Source organism: Lactococcus protaetiae, assembly GCF_006965445.1.
Classification (GTDB): Bacteria; Bacillota; Bacilli; order Lactobacillales; family Streptococcaceae; genus Lactococcus; species Lactococcus protaetiae.
On record NZ_CP041356.1, the window covers coordinates 1,210,586 to 1,232,753 of the forward strand.

The following is a 22,168-nucleotide window of genomic DNA, read 5'->3' on the forward strand; positions in this document are numbered from 1 at the left end:
TTTGTTGGCATTTGTGTTAAAATGAAAGAGTTGTTCGGGAACTCGTTTAAAAGAGAACTGAGGAGTAAGTTTAAACAGAATAGGTGTTTAAATGATTCAATCAAAATATACATGGAAAATCACTGAAACAGTGCTTCCAGAAGAATTTAAAAAATTAACAAAAAAATATAAATTAGATGAGCTAACAAGTAGTATTCTCTACAGTAGGGGCATTCGGAATGCTGATACAATAGAGAATTTTTTGCGTCCAAGTTTGGAAGAACTTCATGACCCATTTTTACTTCATGACATGAAAAAAGCTACTGACAGAATTCTGTCAGCAGTAGAAAATGGTGAAAATATCCTGATTTATGGGGATTACGATGCTGATGGAATGACAGCAAGTTCAGTTATGAAAACAGCGCTCGATGAGCTGGGCGCAGAGGTTCAAGTTTATCTGCCCAATCGTTTTACAGACGGCTATGGTCCCAATCTTGATGTTTATCAATACTTTATCAACAATGAATCTATTGATTTGATTATTACTGTGGATAATGGTGTTGCAGGTTTTGATGCGATTGAATGGGCTCAAAATCACGGTGTTGACGTGATTGTCACAGATCATCATAGCATGCCAGAAGTTTTGCCAAATGCTTGTGCGATTGTCCATCCAGAGCATCCTGATAGTGTCTATCCATTCAAGTATCTAGCAGGGGTTGGGGTTGCTTTCAAAGTTGCCTGTGCTCTTTTGGAATATATTCCAAGCGAAATGTTAGATTTAGTTGCTATTGGTACAATTGCTGATATGGTCAGTTTAACTGATGAAAATCGGATTTTGGTTGCACATGGTCTAAAAGAACTTGCAAGGACTGAACGCGCAGGTTTGCAAGAACTGATGAAGATTGCTGGCTGTGATTTTGGAAAAATTACTGAGGAAACTGTCGGTTTCCAAATTGCACCGCGCCTTAATGCGCTTGGACGCTTAGATGACCCTAATCCCGCTATTGAACTACTCACTGGCTGGGATGAAGAGGCTGTGACATCTATTGCGCAGATGATTGATGAAAAAAATAATGAGCGTAAATCAATTGTGGATAAAATCTATCAGGAAGCATCAGAAATGTTGACTGATGAACCTGTTCAAATTCTCTATCATGAAAATTGGCATAAGGGTGTTCTCGGTATTGTCGCGGGCAGACTTTTGGAGAAAATCCATAAGCCCATCATTATGTTAGCGCAAGAAGAGGGGATTTTACGTGGCTCTGCACGCTCAATTGATGCCTTCAATATTTTTAAAGCACTTGATCCACATCGGGAGTTATTTATCGCTTTTGGTGGACATAAACAAGCGGCTGGCATGACGCTCTCTATCGAAAATGTTGAGAAGCTTAAGCAAGTAATGATTGACTTTATCATGGACAACAACATTGATATGTCTGGAAAAACGGTGCTTGAACTTGCGGGAACTTGTGAATTAGACAGTATTTCATTGAGTACCATAAATAATTTGGAGGCATTTGCTCCATTTGGTATGGATAACCCTAAACCTCGATTCCTTGTGGAAAATTATAAAGTAGCGCAAAGTCGTAGCATGGGTAAAGATAACAGTCATCTTAAACTTAAAATCGAGCAAAATAAAGCACAAATTGATGCAGTTTACTTTGGACATGGTGCAGAAGAATTAGAATTTGAGCAAGCTGAAACAAAACTAGCCGTGACGCTATCAAGTAATAGTTGGAATGGAAATACTACAGTACAACTCATGATCGAAGATGCTCAAGTTGTTGGAATAGAGCTTCTTGACATTCGGAGTAAACAAATTAATTTTCCGGAAAACACAAAAATTTTTGCAAAAAATGAGTTAAAACATGGTATAATGGAAGACGTGCTTGTTGTAGACGAGGTTCCAAGCTCTCACACAGGTCTGTCAGCACTGACGGAAGCCTTGTCAGCAGAAAACAAGTTGATTTATTTCAAAAACAAGATCGATAAAAGTTACTATCTCACTGGGAGTGGAACGCGCGAGCAATTTGCAAAGTTGTATAAAGCAATTTATCAGTTTCCCGAATTCGATGTACGATATAAGCTACGAAACTTAGCTGACTATTTGAAAATTCCAGAGCTTTTACTAGTTAAGATGATTCAAATTTTCGAGGAGCTTGGTTTTGTCAAAATTGACAACGGCTTAATGACTGTGGAAAAGAACGCGCAAAAACGTGAAATTTCCGAAAGTAAGATTTATCAAGAACTTCAGGAAACAGTTAAGTGGCAAGAGCTTTTTGCGCTCGCGCCAGTCAAAGAAATTTATCAAAAACTAACAGAAAAATAAAAACTTTCTTACTTATAGAAAGTTTGAAGAAAAGGAAAACTGACAGAAAACTGTCAGCACTGACAAAAATGGAATTAAAAGATTATATTGCAACAATTGAAAATTATCCAAAAGAAGGCATTGTCTTTCGTGATATCAGTCCACTGATGGCTGACGGAAATGCCTATAATTACGCAGCGACTGAGATTGTTCAGTATGCGCGTGATAAGGAAATTGATATGGTTGTGGGACCAGAAGCACGTGGTTTCATTATTGGTTGCCCAGTTGCGTTTGCGCTTGGTGTTGGTTTTGCACCAGTTCGTAAACCTGGAAAATTACCTCGCGAAGTCGTTTCAGCCACTTATGAAAAAGAGTACGGCACTGACACATTGACCATGCATGCTGACAGTATCAAACCAGGTCAACGTGTTCTGATTGTTGATGACCTGCTTGCGACAGGTGGAACAATCGGTGCAACGATTGAACTCGTTGAAAAAATGGGTGGTGTTGTCGTTGGTTGTGCCTTTCTCATTGAGCTTGATGAACTCAAAGGGCGTGAAAAAATTGGAGATTACGATTATAAAGTGCTGATGCATTACTAGTTTTTTTCTGTCAGTAATCATCATCTCGAAAATTCTGTTAGCAAGATTTTTTCTTAACTTATGGAGAAAGTCGTAAGTACTGACAGAAATTTTTTCGTGTAAAAGAGGGTAAAATATTGACAGCAACTCAAATTTGATATAAACTATAAAAAGAAAATTCAGCCAATAGGGTTTGATTGTTTTGAGATGATAAAATGAGTTCACACCTTGAGGATTTATTTTATCATCCACTAAATTATTAAACTCACATCTTATAACTGAGTTCGAGTCGCTTGTTGAGTTGTAGATATAAATTTTGAACAATTTAGCGTCTTGGACATTTTAAATGAAAAGAGAGCAGAAACTTGAAGATTACAGCCTTAGAAGGACAACAAATATCAGAACTTTCAATGATTGAAGTCGCTCATGCACTTTTGGAGCAGAATGGTAAAGAAATGCCATTTGCCGAGATTGTAAAGACAATTCAAGCCTATTTGGGAAAGTCAGACGACGAAATCAAAGCTAGTATTTCACGTTTTTACACAGAAATTAATACAGATGGAAGCTTCATTCCACTGGGAAATAACATTTGGGCACTTCGTTCTTGGTATGCGATTGATGAAATTGATGAAGAAGTCATTGCTCTTGATGAAATCGAAGATGACGAAGAAGAAAAACCAGTGAAAAAACGCAGCAAAGTCAACGTCTTTGGTATTGAAGATGAGATTGACCCAGAAGATGAAGAAGGCAACAAAGAAACAGACGATGATATGTCTTACGATGCTGAAGCCGAAGATGAAGACAAAGATGATGTCGCTGCTTATGATGCCGAACTTGCTGAAGTTGAACTTGATAATGTAGATGAAGATGTCGAACTCGATGTTGATGATGATGACGACGACTCAGACGATACTGAAGAAGACTAAAATGCATAAAAGTGAGGTGTCTAACCTCACTTTTATGAATATTTGCTTATCATTTGTAAAACAACAAGATAATGGTTACAATTAGAAAAAGTGAATTTTAACCAAGCAAGTGTCTGTTATCTTCGCCCTTTGGGCTACGGTGTCCATCCTCGCTATGGTGCTACGTGCTTCGCACGCCGTTCTGCGAACGGTCTACGCTGCCCGTTTGCTTAGCTGCTAAAGCGGCAAGAGCAAACGGATAAGCGGAGCAAAGTGGAGATAGAGCGAATGGATACCTGTGGTGGATGGACAGCGTAGCAAAGCGGAGATAGTGCTGCTTTATCCCATACCTAAGATAGGATAGCTATTGTTGTTTTAGCAACATGGAGATGCTAGTTGTTTTACCTAGTAGCTTAGCGAGCAACGACAACGTAGCCCAAAGGTCGGAGATAGCACGCACTTACTTTGATAAATAATCCCAAATGAGCAAAGGTAGATTTTCTTTGAATGTACCCTTGGACCTTGTAAGGAGAATGAATTTGGTGGATAAAGACACAACAGAATTTTCTCGAGAGAGTTTTAAAGAAAAAATCTTGCGCCAGCTTGAAGAAAATGCAACACAGCAATCTCGTGAAGAGCTTGGCTCTAATGAGAGTTATTTTGAGCGTCCAAAATCAGATTTTAGAACATTAAATCCAAAAGAATCATCTTCTACATTTGAAAAGAGAAAGGTTGAGTTTGAACCTTATAACTTACCTGCTTTTGATTTCCCTAAGGATGATGACGACTGGGAAGAAGAATCTGGAGAAAAGACAACAGTTTCTCAGGAAACGGGTTCTTTACGTGAGAAATTAGAAGCGCTTGCTTTGGAAGAAACCCAAGAGCAATCAGATTACTCACAGTTTTCTAGAAGTCAAAATCGATATCAAAAGGAATCTGATGAGGAGGAAGTTATTTCAAAACCGAAACAAACAAATCGACCACCGAAGCGCAAACCTTCCAAGAAGAAAAAACGTGGTGTTAAAAAGAAGAAAAAAGTAACCGCAGGGCGAATCATCGCTGTGATTGTTTTACTTTTGATTTTAGCTGCTGCAGGGACGGGTTGGTATGGTTATAACTTTATTAAAGCAGGTGTGCAGCCTCTAGACAGTAAAAATCATGTGGTGAAGGCTGTCAATATTCCAGAAGGCGCAAGTAGTAAACAAATTGGTGATATCTTGCAAAAGCAATCCATCATAAAAAATGGAATGATTTTTCAATACTATACCAAATTTAAAAACTATACAGACTTCAAGAGCGGTTACTACAATCTTTCGCCAGATATGGAGTTATCTGCTATTGCTTCAAAATTAGAAGAGGGAGGCACACCGAAACCGGTTGCCCCAACGCTAGGAAAAGTGACTATTCCAGAGGGATATACCCTAGAGCAGATTTCTAAAGGAATCACAGTTAATGCTGATTCCAAAGATGGTAAGACCCCATTTTCGACAGCTGATTTCATGAAGACCGTACAAGACCCTGCTTTTATTGCAAAAATGGTCAAGGCGTATCCAAAACTCTTTGCCAGCTTGCCAGATAAAAGTTCGGGAGTGAAATATCAACTTGAGGGCTATTTATTCCCTGCAACGTATGAATATACAAAATCTTCAACAGTTGAAACAATGATTGAAAGTATGATTTCGGCGATGAATACGCAGTTGACACCTTATTATGGCACGATTGCTACGCAAGGAATGACGGTCAATGAAACTTTGAGTTTAGCGGCTTTGGTTGAAAAAGAAGCGAACAATGATGATGACCGTAGGCAAGTTGCTGGTACATTCTATAATCGAATGAATCAGGGAATGACTTTAGATTCTAACTCTTCGGTTCTTTATGCTGAGGGACAGCTAGGAGCTAAAACAACATTGAAGCAAGATGCAACGATTGATACCAATCTTGATTCCCCATTTAATTTATATGCGAATCAAGGAACGGGACCTGGTCCAATTGATAGTCCAAGTCTATCCTCAATCAAAGCAGTACTTCAACCTGCTCAAAATGATTATCTTTATTTTGTTGCTGATGTGACAACTGGCAAAGTCTATTTTGCTAAAACATTAGAAGAACAAAATGCAAATGTTCAAACTTATGTTAATGATAAATTGAAATAAAGCAATGATTTTTCTATTTTTCACTTGAATGAGTGAGAAATAGAAAAATTGTTTTAATCGGGAGTTTATCCCTGGATAAAGTTTATAAAAAAGGAAAAATAAAAATGGAAAAAACATTCCCAATGACCCAAGAAGGTCTTGATAAATTAAAAGCTGAACTTGAAAATCTTAAGCTCGTAAAACGCCCAGAAGTGATTGACCGTATCAAGGTAGCACGTAGTTATGGTGACCTTTCTGAAAACTCAGAATATGAAGCTGCAAAAGATGAACAAGCTTTCATAGAAGGACGTATTTCGACAGTTGAAACAATGATTCGTTATGCGGAAATTGTAGACAATGCTAAAATAGCTAAAGACGAAGTGGCACTAGGTAAAAGAGTAACTTTTGTCGAAGAAGGTGAAACCGACGAAGAATCTTATCAAATCGTAGGTACTGCTGAAGCAGACCCATTTACTGGTAAAATTTCAAATGAATCACCTATTGCACGTGTCCTTATTGGTAAAAAAGTGGGAGACACAGTCAATGTTCCTTTACCTGTTGGTGAGATGACCGTAAAAATTGTCAGCGTTGATTGATAGTTAGAAAGGCATTGCTTTTCTCGTTTGCAACTTTGATACATTGCATCAAGTGTGAGAGGTAGTGAAACGCTGTTTTCCTTATTGACAGTCTTGGAAAGTTAATGCATACTTTCGACACTTCAGCGATTTAGAGCGAATGGACAGCGTAGCGAAGCGGAGACAGCGCGCATTTGCTAAGTTAAAAATTATAAATTAATCATTGAAAGCTATCACTGATAGCTTTTTTGTTTGCTGACAGAATTTCTGTCAGTATGTCAGTTCCTTGCAAATTGCTTCTTTTGGTAAAATTCCTAAATTTTAGGTATAATAGTCAGTAATAGTCAAAGATTATATTTTGTATTATGTGACTTTGCTAAAATTTTCACTTAACAAAAGAAATTGTAAGGATAAACGATTTAATATATACTAATACTGTTTGACTTTTAAACCGTAGGTTTAAAAATCATTTCGCTTTGCCAGCTCTGTTGGCTTAGAGCGAATGGATAGCGTAACATAGCGAAGATGACGTACGAATAAGAAAAGCACAGCTTTTCTCAATGTCGCAAGGCACGCACTTTGTGCGCCGTTCTACGAATGGTCTACGTTCGTTTGCTTAGCAAGCGAAGCTAGCAAGAGCAAAAGGCAGTATGTCTGCAGTGCCACTTGGCGTTGATGCTTTAGCACCGTAGCGAGTATTGACAGCGTAGCTCGAAGGGCGGAAATAACACGCACTCGCTCCGATAAAATGATCATTGCACGAATGTGTTAATCCAACTTTGAACTCTGAACAAAGTTAGACGAATATCAAATACGAAAAGAATAGGAAAGGATGGAAAAAATGTCTACTCAAAATACATCGGATATCATTGAAGCCTATCTCAGACGGTTACTTGAAGAAGCACAGGAAATAGAAATAAAGCGCGCTGATTTAGCAAATCAGTTTGATGTTGTTCCTAGCCAGATAAATTATGTCATTAAGACACGATTTACAGCGTCAAAAGGTTTTGATGTTGAGTCAAAACGTGGTGGTGGAGGCTACATCAAAATTGTAAAATATCACTATTCGGCACGACATGAATTTTTGACAGCACTCTATCAGAAGATTCCATCCAATCTGTCAGTAAAGGCGGCTCACGATGTCATTCAGCATCTTTTTGATGAAAAGGTACTGACAGAACGAGAAGGGAACTTACTATTACTTGTCATTACTGACGGAAATATCAGTCCATTCACGCGTGGAACGATGATGAAAAGTATAATAAACAGATTGGACCGTGATGATGAAATTTGAAAATATAGAATACACAACTACAGTAGAGCAAATCCTTGATAAGGCGGCAGAATATGCCTACTATTATCAGTATGGTGCAATTGAAAGTGCTCATATTTTAGCAGCAATGACAACTACTGCTGGCTCAATTGCTTTTAGCGTACTTGCCGGAATGAAAGTTGATTCCTCAGATTTATTGATTGATGTGGAAGATTTATCCAGCCATGTTGTTGTTAAACGTGAAAATCTAAGATTTTCTCCTAGAGCAGAAGAAATCATTCAATTGGCGGGACTTTTAGCGATACACAATGGAGCTAAGGTTGTAGGCACAGAACATCTTCTTTATGCTCTTTTACAAGTTGAAGATGGTTTTGCATTGCAACTGTTGAAATTGCAAAAAGTGAATATCGTTTCTGTCCGAAAAGAGCTAGAAAAACGAACGGGTCTAAAGATACCTGAAGCTAGAAAAACAGTCACACCAATGTCTAAAAGAAACCTTGCTAAACGAGTTTCAGCAACAACCACAACGCCAACTCTGGACTCAGTTTCTTCTGATTTGACAGAATCTGCACGTGAAGGAAAGCTTGATCCAATGATTGGTCGTGAGGCTGAAGTTGAACGTTTGATTCATATATTAAGCCGACGAACGAAAAATAATCCTGTGCTTGTTGGAGAACCTGGTGTAGGTAAATCAGCGATTATTGAAGGTTTGGCTCAACGTATTGTGGCAGGAGATGTTCCTGTTGGTCTGATGAATAGTCGAATCATGGCATTAAATATGGCGACTGTTGTTGCTGGTACAAAATTTCGAGGAGAATTTGAGGACCGCTTGACAGCAATCGTAGAAGAAGTAAGTAGTGACCCAGATGTCATTATTTTCATTGACGAACTTCATACGATTATCGGTGCAGGTGGTGGCATGGATTCGGTCAATGATGCTGCAAATATTTTGAAACCAGCACTTGCGCGAGGTGATTTTCAAATGATAGGAGCAACAACTTATCATGAATATCAAAAATATATTGAAAAAGATGAGGCATTGGAGCGACGCCTTGCTAGGATAAATGTTGAAGAACCAACAGTTGACGAAGCTATTGCCATTCTTCAAGGCTTGAAAGAAAAATTTGAAGATTACCATAAGGTTGCCTTTACTGACGAAGCCATCAAAAGTGCTGTGACTTTGAGCGTTCGTTATATGACAAATCGAAAATTACCTGATAAAGCTATTGACTTACTCGATGAAGCAGCAGCATCAGTAAAAATTTCTGTAAAAAACCAACAAACAAAACGATTAGAACTCGAAAAAGAACTGACAGAAGCCAAAAAAGAATTAGCAGACTCAGTCATTCAACTTGATGTGAAATCATCACGAGAAAAAGAAAAAGTTGTTCAAAAGATTGCTGATAAGATTAATAAATTTTCTGTCAGCACTGACAAAAAACAAGAAGTCACTGACAAAGCTGTCATTGCTGTTGCATCAACGCTGACAGGAGTTCCAATCACTCAAATGACAAAATCTGAAAGTGAACGCCTGATTAAACTTGAGCAAGAACTTCATAAACGAGTTGTTGGACAAGAAGAAGCGATTTCAGCAGTATCACGAGCCATTAGACGAGCGAGATCGGGTGTCTCAGACAGCCGAAGACCAATGGGTTCCTTTATGTTTCTCGGCCCAACAGGTGTTGGTAAGACAGAACTTGCAAAAGCGTTAGCTGACAGTGTCTTTGGAAGTGAGGATAGCATGATTCGCGTGGATATGAGCGAATACATGGAAAAACATTCAACTTCTCGTTTGATTGGAGCACCTCCAGGATATGTTGGATATGATGAAGGTGGGCAACTAACAGAGCGTGTCCGTAATAAACCATACTCTGTGATTTTACTTGATGAGGTTGAAAAAGCCCATCCAGATGTCTTCAATATCATGCTACAAATTCTTGATGATGGATTTGTCACAGATACAAAAGGAAGAAAAGTTGATTTTAGAAATACAATTATCATCATGACTTCAAACCTTGGAGCGACAGCATTACGTGACGATAAAACCGTTGGATTTGGAGCGAAAGATATCTCCGCTGATTATAAAGCAATGAAAGCACGGATTCTTGAAGAATTGAAACGTCACTATCGTCCGGAATTTCTCAATCGAATTGATGAAACAATCGTCTTCCACTCACTTGCTACCCATGAAATTGAACAGATCGTAAAAATTATGAGTAAATCTCTCATCAAACGACTGTCAGAGCAAAAAGTTCACATTAAACTCACATCAGCAGCAGCAAAACTGATTGCAGAAGTTGGCTTTGACCCTGAATATGGGGCTCGTCCGTTGCGTAAAGCGCTCCAACGTGAGGTAGAAGATGTTTTGAGCGAACAACTCCTGACAGGAGAAATTAAGGCTGGTGATAGTATTTCTATCGGTGCAGCTAATAAAAAGATTAAAATCACTCATATTATTTGAGGTGTAAGCAGTTTCATGTTATAATTACATTAGAAATAAAGGAAAGGACGGTTCTGCAAGCAACAGAAAAGTCTTCTCTAAGAGAGTGCTAAATATACTCTAGAAAAAAGCTTGAATGTGCTTGAAGTCCGTTAAAGAGGTACTCTTATGATCAAATTTAATATCCGTGGCGAAAACGTCGAAGTTACCGATGCAATCCGCGCTTATGTTGAAGATAAAATTGGAAAACTCAACAAATACTTCAACGATGGTCATGAAGTGACAGCCTATGTAAATCTGAAAGTTTACACTGAAAAACGCGCTAAAGTTGAAGTGACACTTCCTGCTAAGAATGTAACATTACGTGCAGAAGATACATCACAAGATATGTATGCATCAATTGACCTTGTTGAAGAAAAACTTGAACGTCAAATTCGTAAATACAAGACTCGAATGAATCGCAAACCTCGCAATGCTAAACCAACAGGACAAGTTTTTGCAGATGAGTTTGCTCCACTTGATCAAGCAGATGAGGTAAAAGATGACAGCATCAGCATTGTTCGTACAAAACATGTTGCTTTGAAACCAATGGATGCTGAAGAAGCAGCATTGCAAATGGATATGTTGGGTCATGATTTCTATGTATTTACTGATGCAGACACTAATGGAACTCATGTCGTTTATCGTCGTACTGATGGTCGCTTTGGCTTAATCGAAACAGAATAAGGATAAAAAGGCTAGGATTTCCTAGTCCTTTTGTCATGTTTCTTGATAAATACGATAGGTATTTTTAAGATAGATTGAATTAAAATAAGTAAAAATTTTTAAAAAGAATAGAATGGAAATGTAAGCGTAAAACCTTGTGAAATTTAGCTTTGCTAAGATTTTCACTTGAAAATTTAGAAGAAAAATAGTAAAATCAGAGATGTATTAAGAGTGCTCAGCACTTAAAAATAATAAGGAGACAAAAATGTCAATTATTACTGATATTTATGCTCGCGAAGTCCTTGACTCACGCGGTAACCCAACACTCGAAGTTGAAGTTTACACTGAAGACGGTGCATTCGGTCGTGGTATGGTACCTTCAGGTGCTTCTACTGGTGAACACGAAGCGGTTGAACTTCGTGATGGCGACAAATCTCGCTACAACGGACTTGGTACTCAAAAAGCTGTTGACAATGTAAACAACATCATCGCTGAAGCTATCATCGGTTATGAAGTTACTGATCAACAAGCAATTGACCGTGCAATGATTGCTCTTGACGGTACAGAAAACAAAGGTAAATTGGGAGCTAACGCTATCCTCGGTGTTTCTATCGCTGCTGCTCGCGCTGCTGCTGACGAACTTGGTGTTCCACTTTACAACTATCTTGGTGGATTCAACGCTAAAGTATTGCCAACTCCAATGATGAACATCGTTAATGGTGGTTCTCACTCAGACGCTCCTATCGCTTTCCAAGAATTCATGATTGTACCAGTTGGTGCACCTACATTCAAAGAAGCATTGCGTTGGGGAGCTGAAATCTTCCACACACTTAAGAAAATTCTTAAAGAACGTGGACTTGAAACAGCTGTTGGTGACGAAGGTGGATTCGCTCCTAAATTCGACGGAACTGAAGATGGTGTAGAAACTATCCTTAAAGCAATCGAAGTAGCTGGCTATAAAGCTGGTGAAGATGGTGTTATGATTGGTTTTGACTGTGCATCATCAGAATTCTACGAAAACGGTGTTTACGACTACACTAAATTCGAAGGTGAAGGCGGCAAGAAACTTTCAGCTGCTGAACAAGTTGACTATCTTGAAGAACTCGTTTCTAAATACCCAATCATCACAATCGAAGATGGTATGGACGAAAACGACTGGGATGGATGGAAACTCCTCACAGAACGTCTTGGTAAAAAAGTTCAACTTGTTGGTGACGACTTCTTCGTTACAAACACTAAATATCTTGAACGTGGTATCCGCGAAAATGCTTCAAACGCAATCTTGATTAAAGTAAACCAAATCGGTACTTTGACTGAAACATTTGAAGCTATTGAAATGGCTAAAGAAGCTGGTTTCACAGCAATCGTATCTCACCGTTCTGGTGAAACTGAAGATTCAACAATTTCAGACATCGCTGTTGCAACAAATGCCGGACAAATCAAAACTGGCTCACTTTCACGTACTGACCGTATGGCTAAATACAACCAATTGCTTCGTATCGAAGACCAATTGGCTGAAGTGGCTCAATACAAAGGTCTTAAAGCATTCTACAACCTTAAAAAATAATTTTGTGAAATGTTAAAAACTCTCCTTCGGGAGAGTTTTTTTGTCTAAGATATATTAGATTATTCAACAAGAGTACAGATAGAAATTTCTGCTTTTTATATATTGCGCGTTAAGCTTTTCCCTGGTGCTAAAATTGAACATTCATTGTTGTAATACATAGTAGTTCATCATAATTTATAATTATCAGTTTATTTAAAAAAGGTAAATCAGCTCATTTCTTTTTGATTGCTGAGAGCTGGTACAGATTGTGGGCAATTATAAGAACAACTTCATCAAGAAAGCCAAGTTTGTCTAATAAAAGGATTCAATAATCAGATTAGGCTCGACATCTTTAATTAAAGCGACTTGTCCATCATAAAGGATCCAGTTTTCATCTATAACTCCCCAATCTCCTGTATCTCATCAACCACCATACTGACCATAAAGTTGAAAGTTCGGTTTCAAAATCATAGATTGACCAAAGATTTTCAAGACGCTCAGCCAATATATCTAGGGTCTTAACAGAAAGATGATGAAAAATCATTGCTTGAATTGCACCTAGGTATGATACTGCTACAGCGAGTAAGTAAGTATCAAATGCATTTAATTTGAATTAGGGAGTGTCTCTGATGAGTTTTTAAAATTTAGTTATAAATTTAATGGTTTATGCTTAAATTTCATAAGTTATCCTTCTAATTTTACAAAGTTTATTATATCGTGGAGTATTTAAAAAAATACTCCAAAAATTAGGAAAATCGGGATTGTTAAAAAGTGACATTAGGAGTATAAAAATAGAAAAAATTTGTTACAATTAGTCTATAATTATGAGCATTTCATGCTCGATTATGATAAGAAATAGGAAAGTATGAACTAACATTCAATGATTAAAAACTACGAACTTTCAAGTGCCAAAAAATTGACCTCAACATCTGAGATGAAAAACTTTACTTATGTGTTGAATCCAACACGAGAGGAAATTGGCACTGTCTCGGAGTATTATGATTTTCCGTTTGACTATGTTTCAGGGATTCTTGATGATTATGAAAATGCCCGTTTTGAAACGGATGATAATGATAATAATCTGATTTTGCTCCAGTATCCAGCCCTTTCAAATTATGGTGAAGTTGCTACTTTTCCATATTCTTTAGTTTGGACAAAGAATGAATCGGTCATTCTTGCACTCAATCATGAGATTGACAGCCGTATGATTTTTGATAGAGAGTATGATTATAAACGTTATAAACATCAATTGATTTTTCAGGTGATGTATCAAATGACTCATGCCTATCATGACTATTTGCGAGAGTTTAGGACTCGGCGCAGAAGACTCGAAGTTGGGATTAAAAATTCAACTAAAAACGATCAAATTGTTGATATGATAGCAATTCAAGCAAGTCTGATTTATTTTGAAGATGCTTTACATAATAATATTCAAGTTTTGCGCAAATTTATTGATTATTTACGAGAAGATGATGAAGACGGTTTTGCAGATAAGATTTATGATATTTTTGTTGAAACAGACCAAGCATATACAGAAACAAAGATTCAACTTAAGTTACTTGAAAATTTACGGGATTTGTTCTCAAATATTGTAAGTAATAATTTGAATATTGTGATGAAAATTATGACTTCTGCGACTTTTGTTTTAGGGATTCCTGCGGTGATTGTTGGTTTTTACGGGATGAATGTTCCAATTCCTGGTCAGGCAATTAAATGGATGGTTTGGGCCATTTTAGTGGTGATTGTCGTGGTAAGTGGTTGGGTAACTTGGCTTTTACACCGGAAAGATATGTTATAAAATGGGATAATTTATTTATCCTATTTATTTTTTTGTGAAAAAATTATTTTGATTAGTCAAGAGTTGTATTTATCAATATTAGAAAGAAATAGTTTGTGAAATATTGAAAGAAAGTAGATAAATAATAGCTAAAATATTATAACAGATATTAAAATAATAATAACTGTACTAGTAAAGAATGTGCGATTTATTCAGGATTTTTTTTGATATTCGCAAACTGTATGATATAATTAAAATGTAATCTGAAACAGAAAGAACAAAGGAGATTTTCAAAATGAAAACCGAAGTTACTGAAAACATCTTTGAACAAGCCTGGGAAGGCTTCAAAGGGACTGACTGGCGCGACAAAGCAAGCATCACTCGTTTTGTACAAGAAAACTACAAACCTTATGATGGCGATGAAAGCTTCCTTGCTGGTCCAACAGAACGTACACTTAAAGTTAAAAAAATTATTGAAGATACAAAAGCACACTATGAAAAAGTTGGTTTCCCATTTGACACTGACCGTGTGACTTCTATTGACAAAATCCCTGCTGGATATGTTGATGCTAACGATAAAGAGCTTGAGTTGATTTATGGTATGCAAAACAGCGAACTTTTCCGTTTGAACTTCATGCCTAAGGGTGGTCTTCGTGTTGCTGAAAAAATCTTAACTGAACATGGTCTTAGTGTTGATCCTGGTTTGCATGATGTATTGTCACAAACAATGACTTCTGTAAATGATGGTATCTTCCGCGCTTACACTTCAGCTATTCGTAAAGCCCGTCATGCTCACACTGTTACAGGTTTGCCTGATGCTTACTCTCGTGGTCGTATCATTGGGGTTTATGCTCGTCTTGCTTTGTACGGTGCTGACTACTTGATGAAAGAAAAAGCTAAAGAATGGGATGCAATTACTGAAATTAATGACGACAATATCCGTCTTAAAGAAGAAATTAATATGCAATACCAAGCATTGCAACAAGTTGTAAACTTTGGTGCCCTTTATGGACTCGATGTTTCACGCCCTGCAATGAATACAAAAGAAGCGATTCAATGGGTTAACATTGCTTACATGGCTGTATGTCGTGTGATTAATGGTGCCGCAACTTCACTTGGACGTGTGCCAATCGTACTTGATATCTTTGCTGAACGCGACCTTGCTCGTGGAACTTTCACTGAACAAGAACTTCAAGAATTTGTTGATGATTTCGTATTGAAACTTCGTACAATGAAATTTGCTCGTGCTGCTGCTTATGATGAACTTTACTCTGGTGACCCAACATTCATCACGAAATCTATGGCTGGTATGGGTAACGACGGACGTCACCGTGTAACTAAAATGGACTACCGTTTCCTCAATACACTTGATACAATCGGTAACGCTCCAGAACCAAACTTGACTGTTCTTTGGGATTCTAAACTTCCTTACTCATTCAAACGTTACGCAATGTCTATGAGCCACAAACACTCATCTATCCAATATGAAGGTGTTGAAACAATGGCTAAAGATGGTTACGGTGAAATGTCTTGTATCTCTTGTTGTGTTTCTCCACTTGACCCAGAAAATGAAGAAGGACGTCACAACCTCCAATACTTTGGTGCGCGTGTAAACGTCTTGAAAGCAATGTTGACTGGTCTTAATGGTGGTTATGATGATGTACATAAAGACTATAAAGTGTTTGACATTGAACCTGTTCGTGACGAAGTTCTTGACTACGATACAGTTATGGCAAACTTTGACAAGTCACTCAACTGGTTGACTGATACTTATGTTGATGCCATGAATATCATCCACTACATGACTGATAAATACAACTATGAAGCAGTTCAAATGGCCTTCTTGCCAACTAAAGTTCGTGCTAACATGGGATTTGGTATCTGTGGTTTCGCCAACACTGTTGATTCACTTTCAGCAATCAAATATGCAAAAGTTAAAACAATCCGTGACGAAAATGGCTACATCTACGACTACGAAGTAGAAGGTGATTTCCCACGTTATGGTGAAGATGATGACCGTGCTGATGATATCGCTAAACTTGTAATGAAGATGTACCATGAAAAATTGGCTTCACACAAACTTTACAAGAATGCTGAAGCAACTGTTTCACTTTTGACAATCACATCTAATGTTGCTTACTCTAAGCAAACAGGTAACTCACCAGTCCACAAAGGTGTATTCCTCAACGAAGATGGTACAGTGAACAAATCTAAACTTGAATTCTTCTCACCAGGTGCTAACCCATCTAACAAGGCTAAAGGTGGATGGTTGCAAAACCTCCGTTCATTGGCTAAATTGGAATTCAAAGACGCTAATGATGGTATCTCATTGACAACTCAAGTTTCTCCACGTGCGCTTGGTAAGACTCGTGACGAACAAGTGGACAACTTGGTTCAAATCCTTGATGGTTACTTCACTCCAGGTGCTTTGATTGGTGGTACTGAGTTTGCTGGTCAACACGTTAACTTGAATGTTATGGACCTCAAAGATGTTTATGACAAGATTATGAATGGTGAAGATGTTATCGTTCGTATCTCTGGTTACTGTGTCAATACTAAATACCTCACACCTGAACAAAAACAAGAATTGACTGAACGTGTCTTCCACGAAGTCCTCTCACAAGATGACAACGAAGTAATGCACACAACTAATATCTAATTCTTGAATTGATAATGATAATAAAACTCTGTCAGCACTGACAGAGTTTTTTTAGTTTCTGTCAGCATTGACAGAAGGTGGAGATTGTTTGAGTTGTAGTGAAAAGAGAAATATTAATAAAAATAGCTAATAAACTATGAGTTTTAGTTTCGAAAATAGAAATTTTATGCTAAAATAAGATGATGAAAAAAGTAATTGGATTGACTGGTGGAATTGCGAGTGGAAAATCAACGGTGGTTGATTTTTTGGTTTCTCGAGGTTTTCAAGTCATTGATGCTGATAAAGTTGTCCGTGAATTACAAAAGCCTGATGGAAAACTTTATCAGGCCATTTTGACGGAATTTGGTGTTGAATTTTTTGATGAAAATCGTCAGTTGAATCGTGAAAAATTAGGACGTTTAATTTTTACTGACAGAGTTCAGCGTGAAAAATTGTCAGCACTTCAGGATAAAATTATTCGTGAGGAGCTGTACCATAAGCGAGATGAGCTTCTGTCAGCACTGACAGAGCATTCGGTTATTTTCATGGATATCCCGTTATTGATTGAATATAATTATATTGGATTTGATGAAATTTGGCTCGTTGTAGTACCTGAAAGCGTACAGTTAAAGCGTTTGATGGCGCGCAATCATTTGTCAGAAGAAGAAGCAAGAAACCGCATTTCGACACAAATGTCAATGACAGAAAAGCAGAGATTTGCTGACAGAGTTTTTGATAATAGTGGAACAATTGAGCAACTACAAAGTCAAGTGCAGCAAGCTCTTGAAGAGTTGTGTCCTACTGATTACTCTGAAAAGTAAGTCATAATGTCTTGCAATGAAGTCAAGACTTATTCAGTGGGAGTTTCGTAAAACATTTGTCCATTTTCTCTAGTCGCTATCTTCGCTGCGCTACGCTGTCCGTTTGCTTAGCTGCTAAAGCAGCAAGAGCAAAAGGCAAAGCGACTGATAAAAGGGCAACTCACCACTGAATTTAGGGCACAATCTCACATCTTCGATATGAGGTCACCCTGTCCCAGAAGCCTAAGTGCTATCTCCGCTGTCCACTCTCGCTAAGTGGCTAAAGCCACAAGTCGAGTCGCAAAGCACTAACGCCCTAGGGCAGTCGGACGAAATTCAAAGATTGCCATTTCGTCTTATCGCTTTAGCGATTTAGAGCAAATGGACAGCGGAGGTAGTGCTGCTTTATCTCCGACCTAAGAGGTCGGAGTATTGCGATTAGCCACTTTATAGGATAGCCGTTTGCGCTTCAGCGCTTACGGATATGCTAGTTGTTACATCTAGTGGCGTAGCGAGCATCGACAGCGTAGCCGTAAGGTGGAGATAGCACGCACTTGTTTTGATAAAGAGTGAAAAAAGTTAGCGGTCACTCAAGGGATTGATGTCAGAGTATGGGGAGCTAACTATGCTATAAATGCGAGACCAGTATATTTCGCTTTTTCTTTCGGTCAGTGGTTATTATTGAATTAAAAAAGATTGAGGTGAGTTTAACGAAAACTGTTAATTGGAAAAGAAATTTATTTATTACGTGGATTGGTTGTTTTATCGTCGGTTCGTCATTTTCACTTGTGATGCCATTTCTACCTTTATACATTCAAGGTCTTGGCGTTAGAGGTGGGAATGTTGAACTTTATTCTGGTTTGGCCTTTTCATTGACGGCTTTGGCATCAGGGCTTGTCGCACCTGTTTGGGGCGTTTGGCTGATGAACATGGGCGTAAGCCGATGATGGTTCGGGCATCAATTGCAATGACAATTTGTATGAGTGGAATTGCCTTTGTTGACCATTTTGGAGGTGTCTGGGCTTTACTTGCTCTGCGTTTATTAATGGGATTTTTCTCAGGATATATCCCAAATTCGACAGCAATGATTGCCTCGCAAGCACCAAAGGAAAAATCAGGATATGCGCTTGGTACTCTGGCAACAGCGATGGTTTCCGGAACTTTAATCGGTCCATCATTGGGTGGTTTGATGGCACAATGGTTTGGAATGGCAAATGTATTTTTAATTGTTGGGGTTTTGTTGGCTTTAGCGACGTTACTTACAATCTTTTTTGTCCATGAGAATTTTGAGCCGATTCCTAAAGGAAAAATGCTTTCTAGTAAAGAAATTATCGCGCGTGTAAGCAATAAACAAATACTGTTCGGTTTACTCGTTACAACATTTATTATCCAGATTACTTCTCAATCTATTGAGCCTTTTGTGACACTCTACATCAAAACTTTGACAACAAATACGACAAACTTAATGTTTATTTCAGGTTTGATTGTATCTGCAGTAGGTCTGTCCGCAATGCTATCTTCAAGCTTTTTGGGACGTATCGGAGATAAGTACGGTTCGCACCGTCTGATTTTGATTGGCTTAGTCTTTACATTTGTGATTTATTTGCCAATGTCAATGGTTAATAGTCCATTGCAGTTGGGGATTTTGAGATTTTTACTTGGTTTTGGTACAGGTGCATTGATGCCTTCTGTCAATTCGCTACTCTCTAAGATTACGCCTAAAGAAGGGGTGAGTCGTATTTTTGCTTATGCGCAAATGTGTTCAAATCTTGGAATGGTGACAGGTCCTTTAGTTGGTTCAGCAATTGCGGGATATATTAGTTACCGTGCAGCAATCGTTGGAACAAGTCTTTTTGTTGTCGTCAATATCGTCTGGTCATTCATCAATTTCCGGAAATATTTACATAAACGGAGCATCATGGAATGAGGATAAAAATTACACTTCGCTGCACCTCTTGTGGCAATAAAAATTATATTAGTAGTAAAAATAAGGCAACTCACCCAGAGAAAGTTGAGACAATGAAATTTTGTCCAAAAGAACGTATTGTCACTCTGCATCGGGAGGAATGAAGTCAAGACTTATTCAGTGGGAGTTTCGTAGAACATTTGTCTATTTTCTCTAGTCGCTAAAGCGACTGGTAAAAGGGCAACTCGCCACTGAATTTAGGGCACAACCTCACATCTTCGATATGAGGTCACCCTGTCCCAGAAGCCTAAGTGCTAAAGCACTAACGCCCTAGGGCAGTCGGACGAAATTCAAAGTTAGTGCTGCTTCATCCCCTGCCTAAGAGGTAGGGGCGTTAGCATGCACTTACTTCGATAAAATCACTGACAGTTTTTTGTCAGTGTTTTTTTATATTGTCAGTAATCAAAAAAATAAATATACGGAAATAGAAGAAAAGAATTTCAAAATTGAAGAAATCATGGTCATTTTTCAAAAAATATGTGCAAAAAATGATATAATGAATAAGATAAATTGAAGCACTATTTGTAATCTTATTGATTAAAATGAACAGAAGTATGAAGTCAAGGCTTATTCAGTGGGAGTTTCGTAAAACATTTGTCCATTTAGTCGCTATCTTCGCTGCGCTACGCTGTCCGTTTGCTTAGCAGGCAAAGCCTGCAAGAGCAAAAGGCAAAGCGACTGATAAAAGGGTAACTCACCACTGAATTTAGGGCACAACCTCACATCTTCGATATGAGGTCACCCTATCCCAGAAGCCTAAGTGCTATCTCCGCTTCGCTGCGCTGTCCACTCTCGCTAAGTGGCTAAAGCCACAAGTCGAGTCGCAAAGCACTAATGCCCTAGGGCAGTCGGACGAAATTCAAAGCACGCACTTGTTTTGATAAAAATTATCCGAACTAGCCATTACTAGTGAAGTGATCACTTTGGAGTAAAAGTGGTAGCGGAGTAAGTAAATCCATAAGTTAATAAATATCAAAGACCTCAGCGATTATATGAATATTTAATAGCTGTGGCATAACGATTATAGAGTATTTTTAACCAAGCAAGTATCTGCCAAATCCCCACCTCTTTTAGGTGTAGGGATAAGCAACACTAAGCTTTGCTTTCGTTCTACTAACATCAGTGGGAGAGAAAGAATCCTCCACCAGTGAAGTAATCACTTCAAACCAAATTATAGTATATAAATGAGATGAAATAAAAAATGAGAGACGGACTGAAAAAAACAAACTTTTTGAATTACTCCATCTTAATCCCTTATTTGATGTTATCTGCCATAGGGATTGTCATGGTTTTCTCGGCGACGGTACCTTACCAATTGGCACGTGGACTTTCTCCTTACAGGCTAGTTATCACACAGGCAGCATTCATGATGCTGAGTTTTGTAGCAATTGCAGTCATTTACCGAATGAAATTAAAAGCACTCAAGAGTCAAAGAATGCTAGGGTTTATTATGGTAATGCTGATTTTGGCAATGATTTATGCTCGAATAGGCCCTGGAACAACTGCTAATGGTGCGCATGGATGGATTCCTATTCCAGGAGTTGGAACAATTCAACCTGCGGAATACGCTAAAGTATTTGTCATCTGGTATCTTGCTTCAGTATTCTCTGAAAAGCAAGAGGCTATACAAAGAAAAGATATTCAAGAGGTTTTTAAAGGAAAAGGACTCTTCCAAAAACTTTTTGGAGGTTGGCGTCTTCCAGTTGTGATTTTGCTTGCACTGGATTTAATCATGCCAGATATGGGTAATGCCATAATTCTCGCAGCTCTGGCTCTTATTATGGTTGGAGCAAGTGGGATTTCGTGGCGGTGGTTTAATGGTTATGGAAAAATTGTCCTCACTGTTGCGATAGCCTTTCTTGGAATGCTCTTTGTGACAGGTGGAAATATTATTCCATCATTTTTAAAAATTTCTTACATCAATGCCCGTTTTGAAGCCTTCGTTAATCCGTTTACGGACTTGGCAAATTCGGGACATCAGTTAGCAAATTCCTACTATGCAATTGTCAATGGAGGCTGGCTTGGACGTGGGTTGGGAAATTCTATTGAGAAAAATGGTTATCTCCCGGAAGCACATACAGACTTTATCTTCCCGATTGTTGTGGAAGAATTAGGAGTAATAGGTGGCATTATTGTGTTAAGTATCCTATTTTTCCTGATTATCCGTATCCTTCTAGTAGGTATTCGTGCACGAAGTTCCTTTAATGCTTTAATGGCAATTGGAGTGAGTTCCATGTTGCTTATCCAAGTATTTGTTAACGTTGGTGGGGCAGTTGGATTAATTCCAGAAACAGGTGTAACTTTCCCATTTTTATCTCAGGGAGGTTCATCGTTCCTTGTTTTATCATTAGGAATCGCTTTTGCGCTTAATATTTCAGCAGATGAAAAACGACAAGAAGTTTCCGAACTTTCGAATCAATACAGCTCTGCGGATATTTAATATCAAAAATGTAAAAAAAATAACTCTGTCAGTACTGATAGAAAACTCTATGTTTTCGTCAGTACTGACAGAGTTAAAAAATAAAAAAATTTGACAGAAAATT

The 22,168-nt window shown here is 38.1% G+C and carries 14 protein-coding genes and 2 pseudogenes; 15 read left to right on the top strand and 1 reads right to left on the bottom strand.

Annotated elements, in window-relative coordinates; all coding sequences use genetic code 11:
• Nucleotides 1-91 precede the first annotated feature (91 nt).
• The 9 genes from recJ to eno all read left to right on the top strand — a co-directional run bounded on the left by recJ (nucleotide 92) and on the right by eno (nucleotide 12,465).
• Nucleotides 92-2,308 (top strand): single-stranded-DNA-specific exonuclease RecJ, encoded by a 2,217-nt coding sequence (recJ, locus tag FLP15_RS06090; protein ID WP_142766390.1) that lies wholly within the window; start codon nucleotides 92-94, stop codon nucleotides 2,306-2,308.
• Nucleotides 2,309-2,376: 68 nt separating this feature from the next.
• The gene (locus FLP15_RS06095; protein ID WP_142767444.1) at nucleotides 2,377-2,889 is read left to right on the top strand and encodes an adenine phosphoribosyltransferase; all 513 of its coding nucleotides are present in this window, start codon (nucleotides 2,377-2,379) and stop codon (nucleotides 2,887-2,889) included.
• A 344-nt stretch (nucleotides 2,890-3,233) separates the two neighbouring features.
• Nucleotides 3,234-3,794: a DNA-directed RNA polymerase subunit delta gene (rpoE, locus tag FLP15_RS06100; protein ID WP_142766391.1), complete on the top strand. Its 561-nt coding sequence runs from the start codon at nucleotides 3,234-3,236 to the stop codon at nucleotides 3,792-3,794.
• A 518-nt stretch (nucleotides 3,795-4,312) separates the two neighbouring features.
• Nucleotides 4,313-5,926, top strand: coding sequence for an endolytic transglycosylase MltG (gene mltG / locus FLP15_RS06105; RefSeq protein ID WP_142766392.1), 1,614 nt, complete (start codon nucleotides 4,313-4,315; stop codon nucleotides 5,924-5,926).
• Between the two features lie 104 nt (nucleotides 5,927-6,030).
• Entirely contained in the window at nucleotides 6,031-6,501 is a 471-nt protein-coding gene (gene greA, locus FLP15_RS06110; protein WP_120771105.1) for a transcription elongation factor GreA, read from the top strand.
• 820 nt (nucleotides 6,502-7,321) lie between these two features.
• On the top strand, nucleotides 7,322-7,774 hold the full coding sequence (locus tag FLP15_RS06115; RefSeq protein WP_120773240.1) for a CtsR family transcriptional regulator: 453 nt from the start codon (nucleotides 7,322-7,324) through the stop codon (nucleotides 7,772-7,774).
• Nucleotides 7,764-10,214, top strand: a complete 2,451-nt coding sequence (locus tag FLP15_RS06120; protein ID WP_142767445.1) for an ATP-dependent Clp protease ATP-binding subunit — start codon at nucleotides 7,764-7,766, stop codon at nucleotides 10,212-10,214. The genes FLP15_RS06115 and FLP15_RS06120 overlap by 11 nt, the downstream gene beginning before the upstream one ends.
• 147 nt (nucleotides 10,215-10,361) lie before the next feature.
• Nucleotides 10,362-10,919 carry a ribosome hibernation-promoting factor, HPF/YfiA family gene (hpf, locus tag FLP15_RS06125; RefSeq protein ID WP_142766393.1) on the top strand — a complete coding sequence of 186 codons (558 nt, stop codon included), beginning with the start codon at nucleotides 10,362-10,364 and terminating at the stop codon, nucleotides 10,917-10,919.
• 244 nt (nucleotides 10,920-11,163) lie between these two features.
• On the top strand, nucleotides 11,164-12,465 hold the full coding sequence (gene eno, locus FLP15_RS06130) for a phosphopyruvate hydratase (protein WP_142766394.1): 1,302 nt from the start codon (nucleotides 11,164-11,166) through the stop codon (nucleotides 12,463-12,465).
• Nucleotides 12,466-12,901: 436 nt separating this feature from the next.
• Here eno and FLP15_RS13715 read toward each other — a convergent pair.
• Nucleotides 12,902-13,057: pseudogene (locus FLP15_RS13715) on the bottom strand (acetate--CoA ligase); the annotation flags it as partial.
• A gap of 267 nt (nucleotides 13,058-13,324) precedes the next feature.
• On the opposite strand from FLP15_RS13715, the gene FLP15_RS06135 reads away from it, so the two are divergent.
• From FLP15_RS06135 to FLP15_RS06160, 6 genes and pseudogenes are all read left to right on the top strand, one after another.
• Nucleotides 13,325-14,242, top strand: coding sequence for a magnesium transporter CorA family protein (locus FLP15_RS06135; RefSeq protein WP_190288361.1), 918 nt, complete (start codon nucleotides 13,325-13,327; stop codon nucleotides 14,240-14,242).
• Nucleotides 14,243-14,516: 274 nt separating this feature from the next.
• Nucleotides 14,517-16,880: a formate C-acetyltransferase gene (gene pflB / locus FLP15_RS06140; RefSeq protein WP_142766395.1), complete on the top strand. Its 2,364-nt coding sequence runs from the start codon at nucleotides 14,517-14,519 to the stop codon at nucleotides 16,878-16,880.
• 182 nt (nucleotides 16,881-17,062) lie between these two features.
• Nucleotides 17,063-17,680, top strand: a complete 618-nt coding sequence (gene coaE, locus FLP15_RS06145; RefSeq protein WP_142767446.1) for a dephospho-CoA kinase — start codon at nucleotides 17,063-17,065, stop codon at nucleotides 17,678-17,680.
• Nucleotides 17,681-18,360: 680 nt separating this feature from the next.
• Nucleotides 18,361-19,586: pseudogene (locus tag FLP15_RS06150) on the top strand (multidrug efflux MFS transporter).
• The gene (gene rpmG, locus FLP15_RS06155) at nucleotides 19,583-19,729 is read left to right on the top strand and encodes a 50S ribosomal protein L33 (RefSeq protein ID WP_120771110.1); all 147 of its coding nucleotides are present in this window, start codon (nucleotides 19,583-19,585) and stop codon (nucleotides 19,727-19,729) included. The pseudogene FLP15_RS06150 and the gene rpmG overlap by 4 nt, the downstream one beginning before the upstream one ends.
• Before the next feature lie 1,097 nt (nucleotides 19,730-20,826).
• Nucleotides 20,827-22,065: an FtsW/RodA/SpoVE family cell cycle protein gene (locus FLP15_RS06160; protein WP_142766396.1), complete on the top strand. Its 1,239-nt coding sequence runs from the start codon at nucleotides 20,827-20,829 to the stop codon at nucleotides 22,063-22,065.
• Nucleotides 22,066-22,168: the final 103 nt, after the last annotated feature.

Bases quoted from the DNA above. Each gene is read 5' to 3' on its own strand.
- greA (WP_120771105.1), top strand. From the start codon at position 6,031: ATGGAAAAAACATTCCCAATGACCCAAGAAGGTCTTGATAAATTAAAA.
- eno (WP_142766394.1), top strand. From the start codon at position 11,164: ATGTCAATTATTACTGATATTTATGCTCGCGAAGTCCTTGACTCACGC.
- pflB (WP_142766395.1), top strand. From the start codon at position 14,517: ATGAAAACCGAAGTTACTGAAAACATCTTTGAACAAGCCTGGGAAGGC.
- FLP15_RS06160 (WP_142766396.1), top strand. From the start codon at position 20,827: ATGAGAGACGGACTGAAAAAAACAAACTTTTTGAATTACTCCATCTTA.
- coaE (WP_142767446.1), top strand. From the start codon at position 17,063: ATGAAAAAAGTAATTGGATTGACTGGTGGAATTGCGAGTGGAAAATCA.
- FLP15_RS06115 (WP_120773240.1), top strand. From the start codon at position 7,322: ATGTCTACTCAAAATACATCGGATATCATTGAAGCCTATCTCAGACGG.
- hpf (WP_142766393.1), top strand. From the start codon at position 10,362: ATGATCAAATTTAATATCCGTGGCGAAAACGTCGAAGTTACCGATGCA.
- FLP15_RS06095 (WP_142767444.1), top strand. From the start codon at position 2,377: ATGGAATTAAAAGATTATATTGCAACAATTGAAAATTATCCAAAAGAA.
- rpmG (WP_120771110.1), top strand. From the start codon at position 19,583: ATGAGGATAAAAATTACACTTCGCTGCACCTCTTGTGGCAATAAAAAT.
- FLP15_RS06135 (WP_190288361.1), top strand. From the start codon at position 13,325: ATGATTAAAAACTACGAACTTTCAAGTGCCAAAAAATTGACCTCAACA.
- FLP15_RS06120 (WP_142767445.1), top strand. From the start codon at position 7,764: ATGAAATTTGAAAATATAGAATACACAACTACAGTAGAGCAAATCCTT.
- recJ (WP_142766390.1), top strand. From the start codon at position 92: ATGATTCAATCAAAATATACATGGAAAATCACTGAAACAGTGCTTCCA.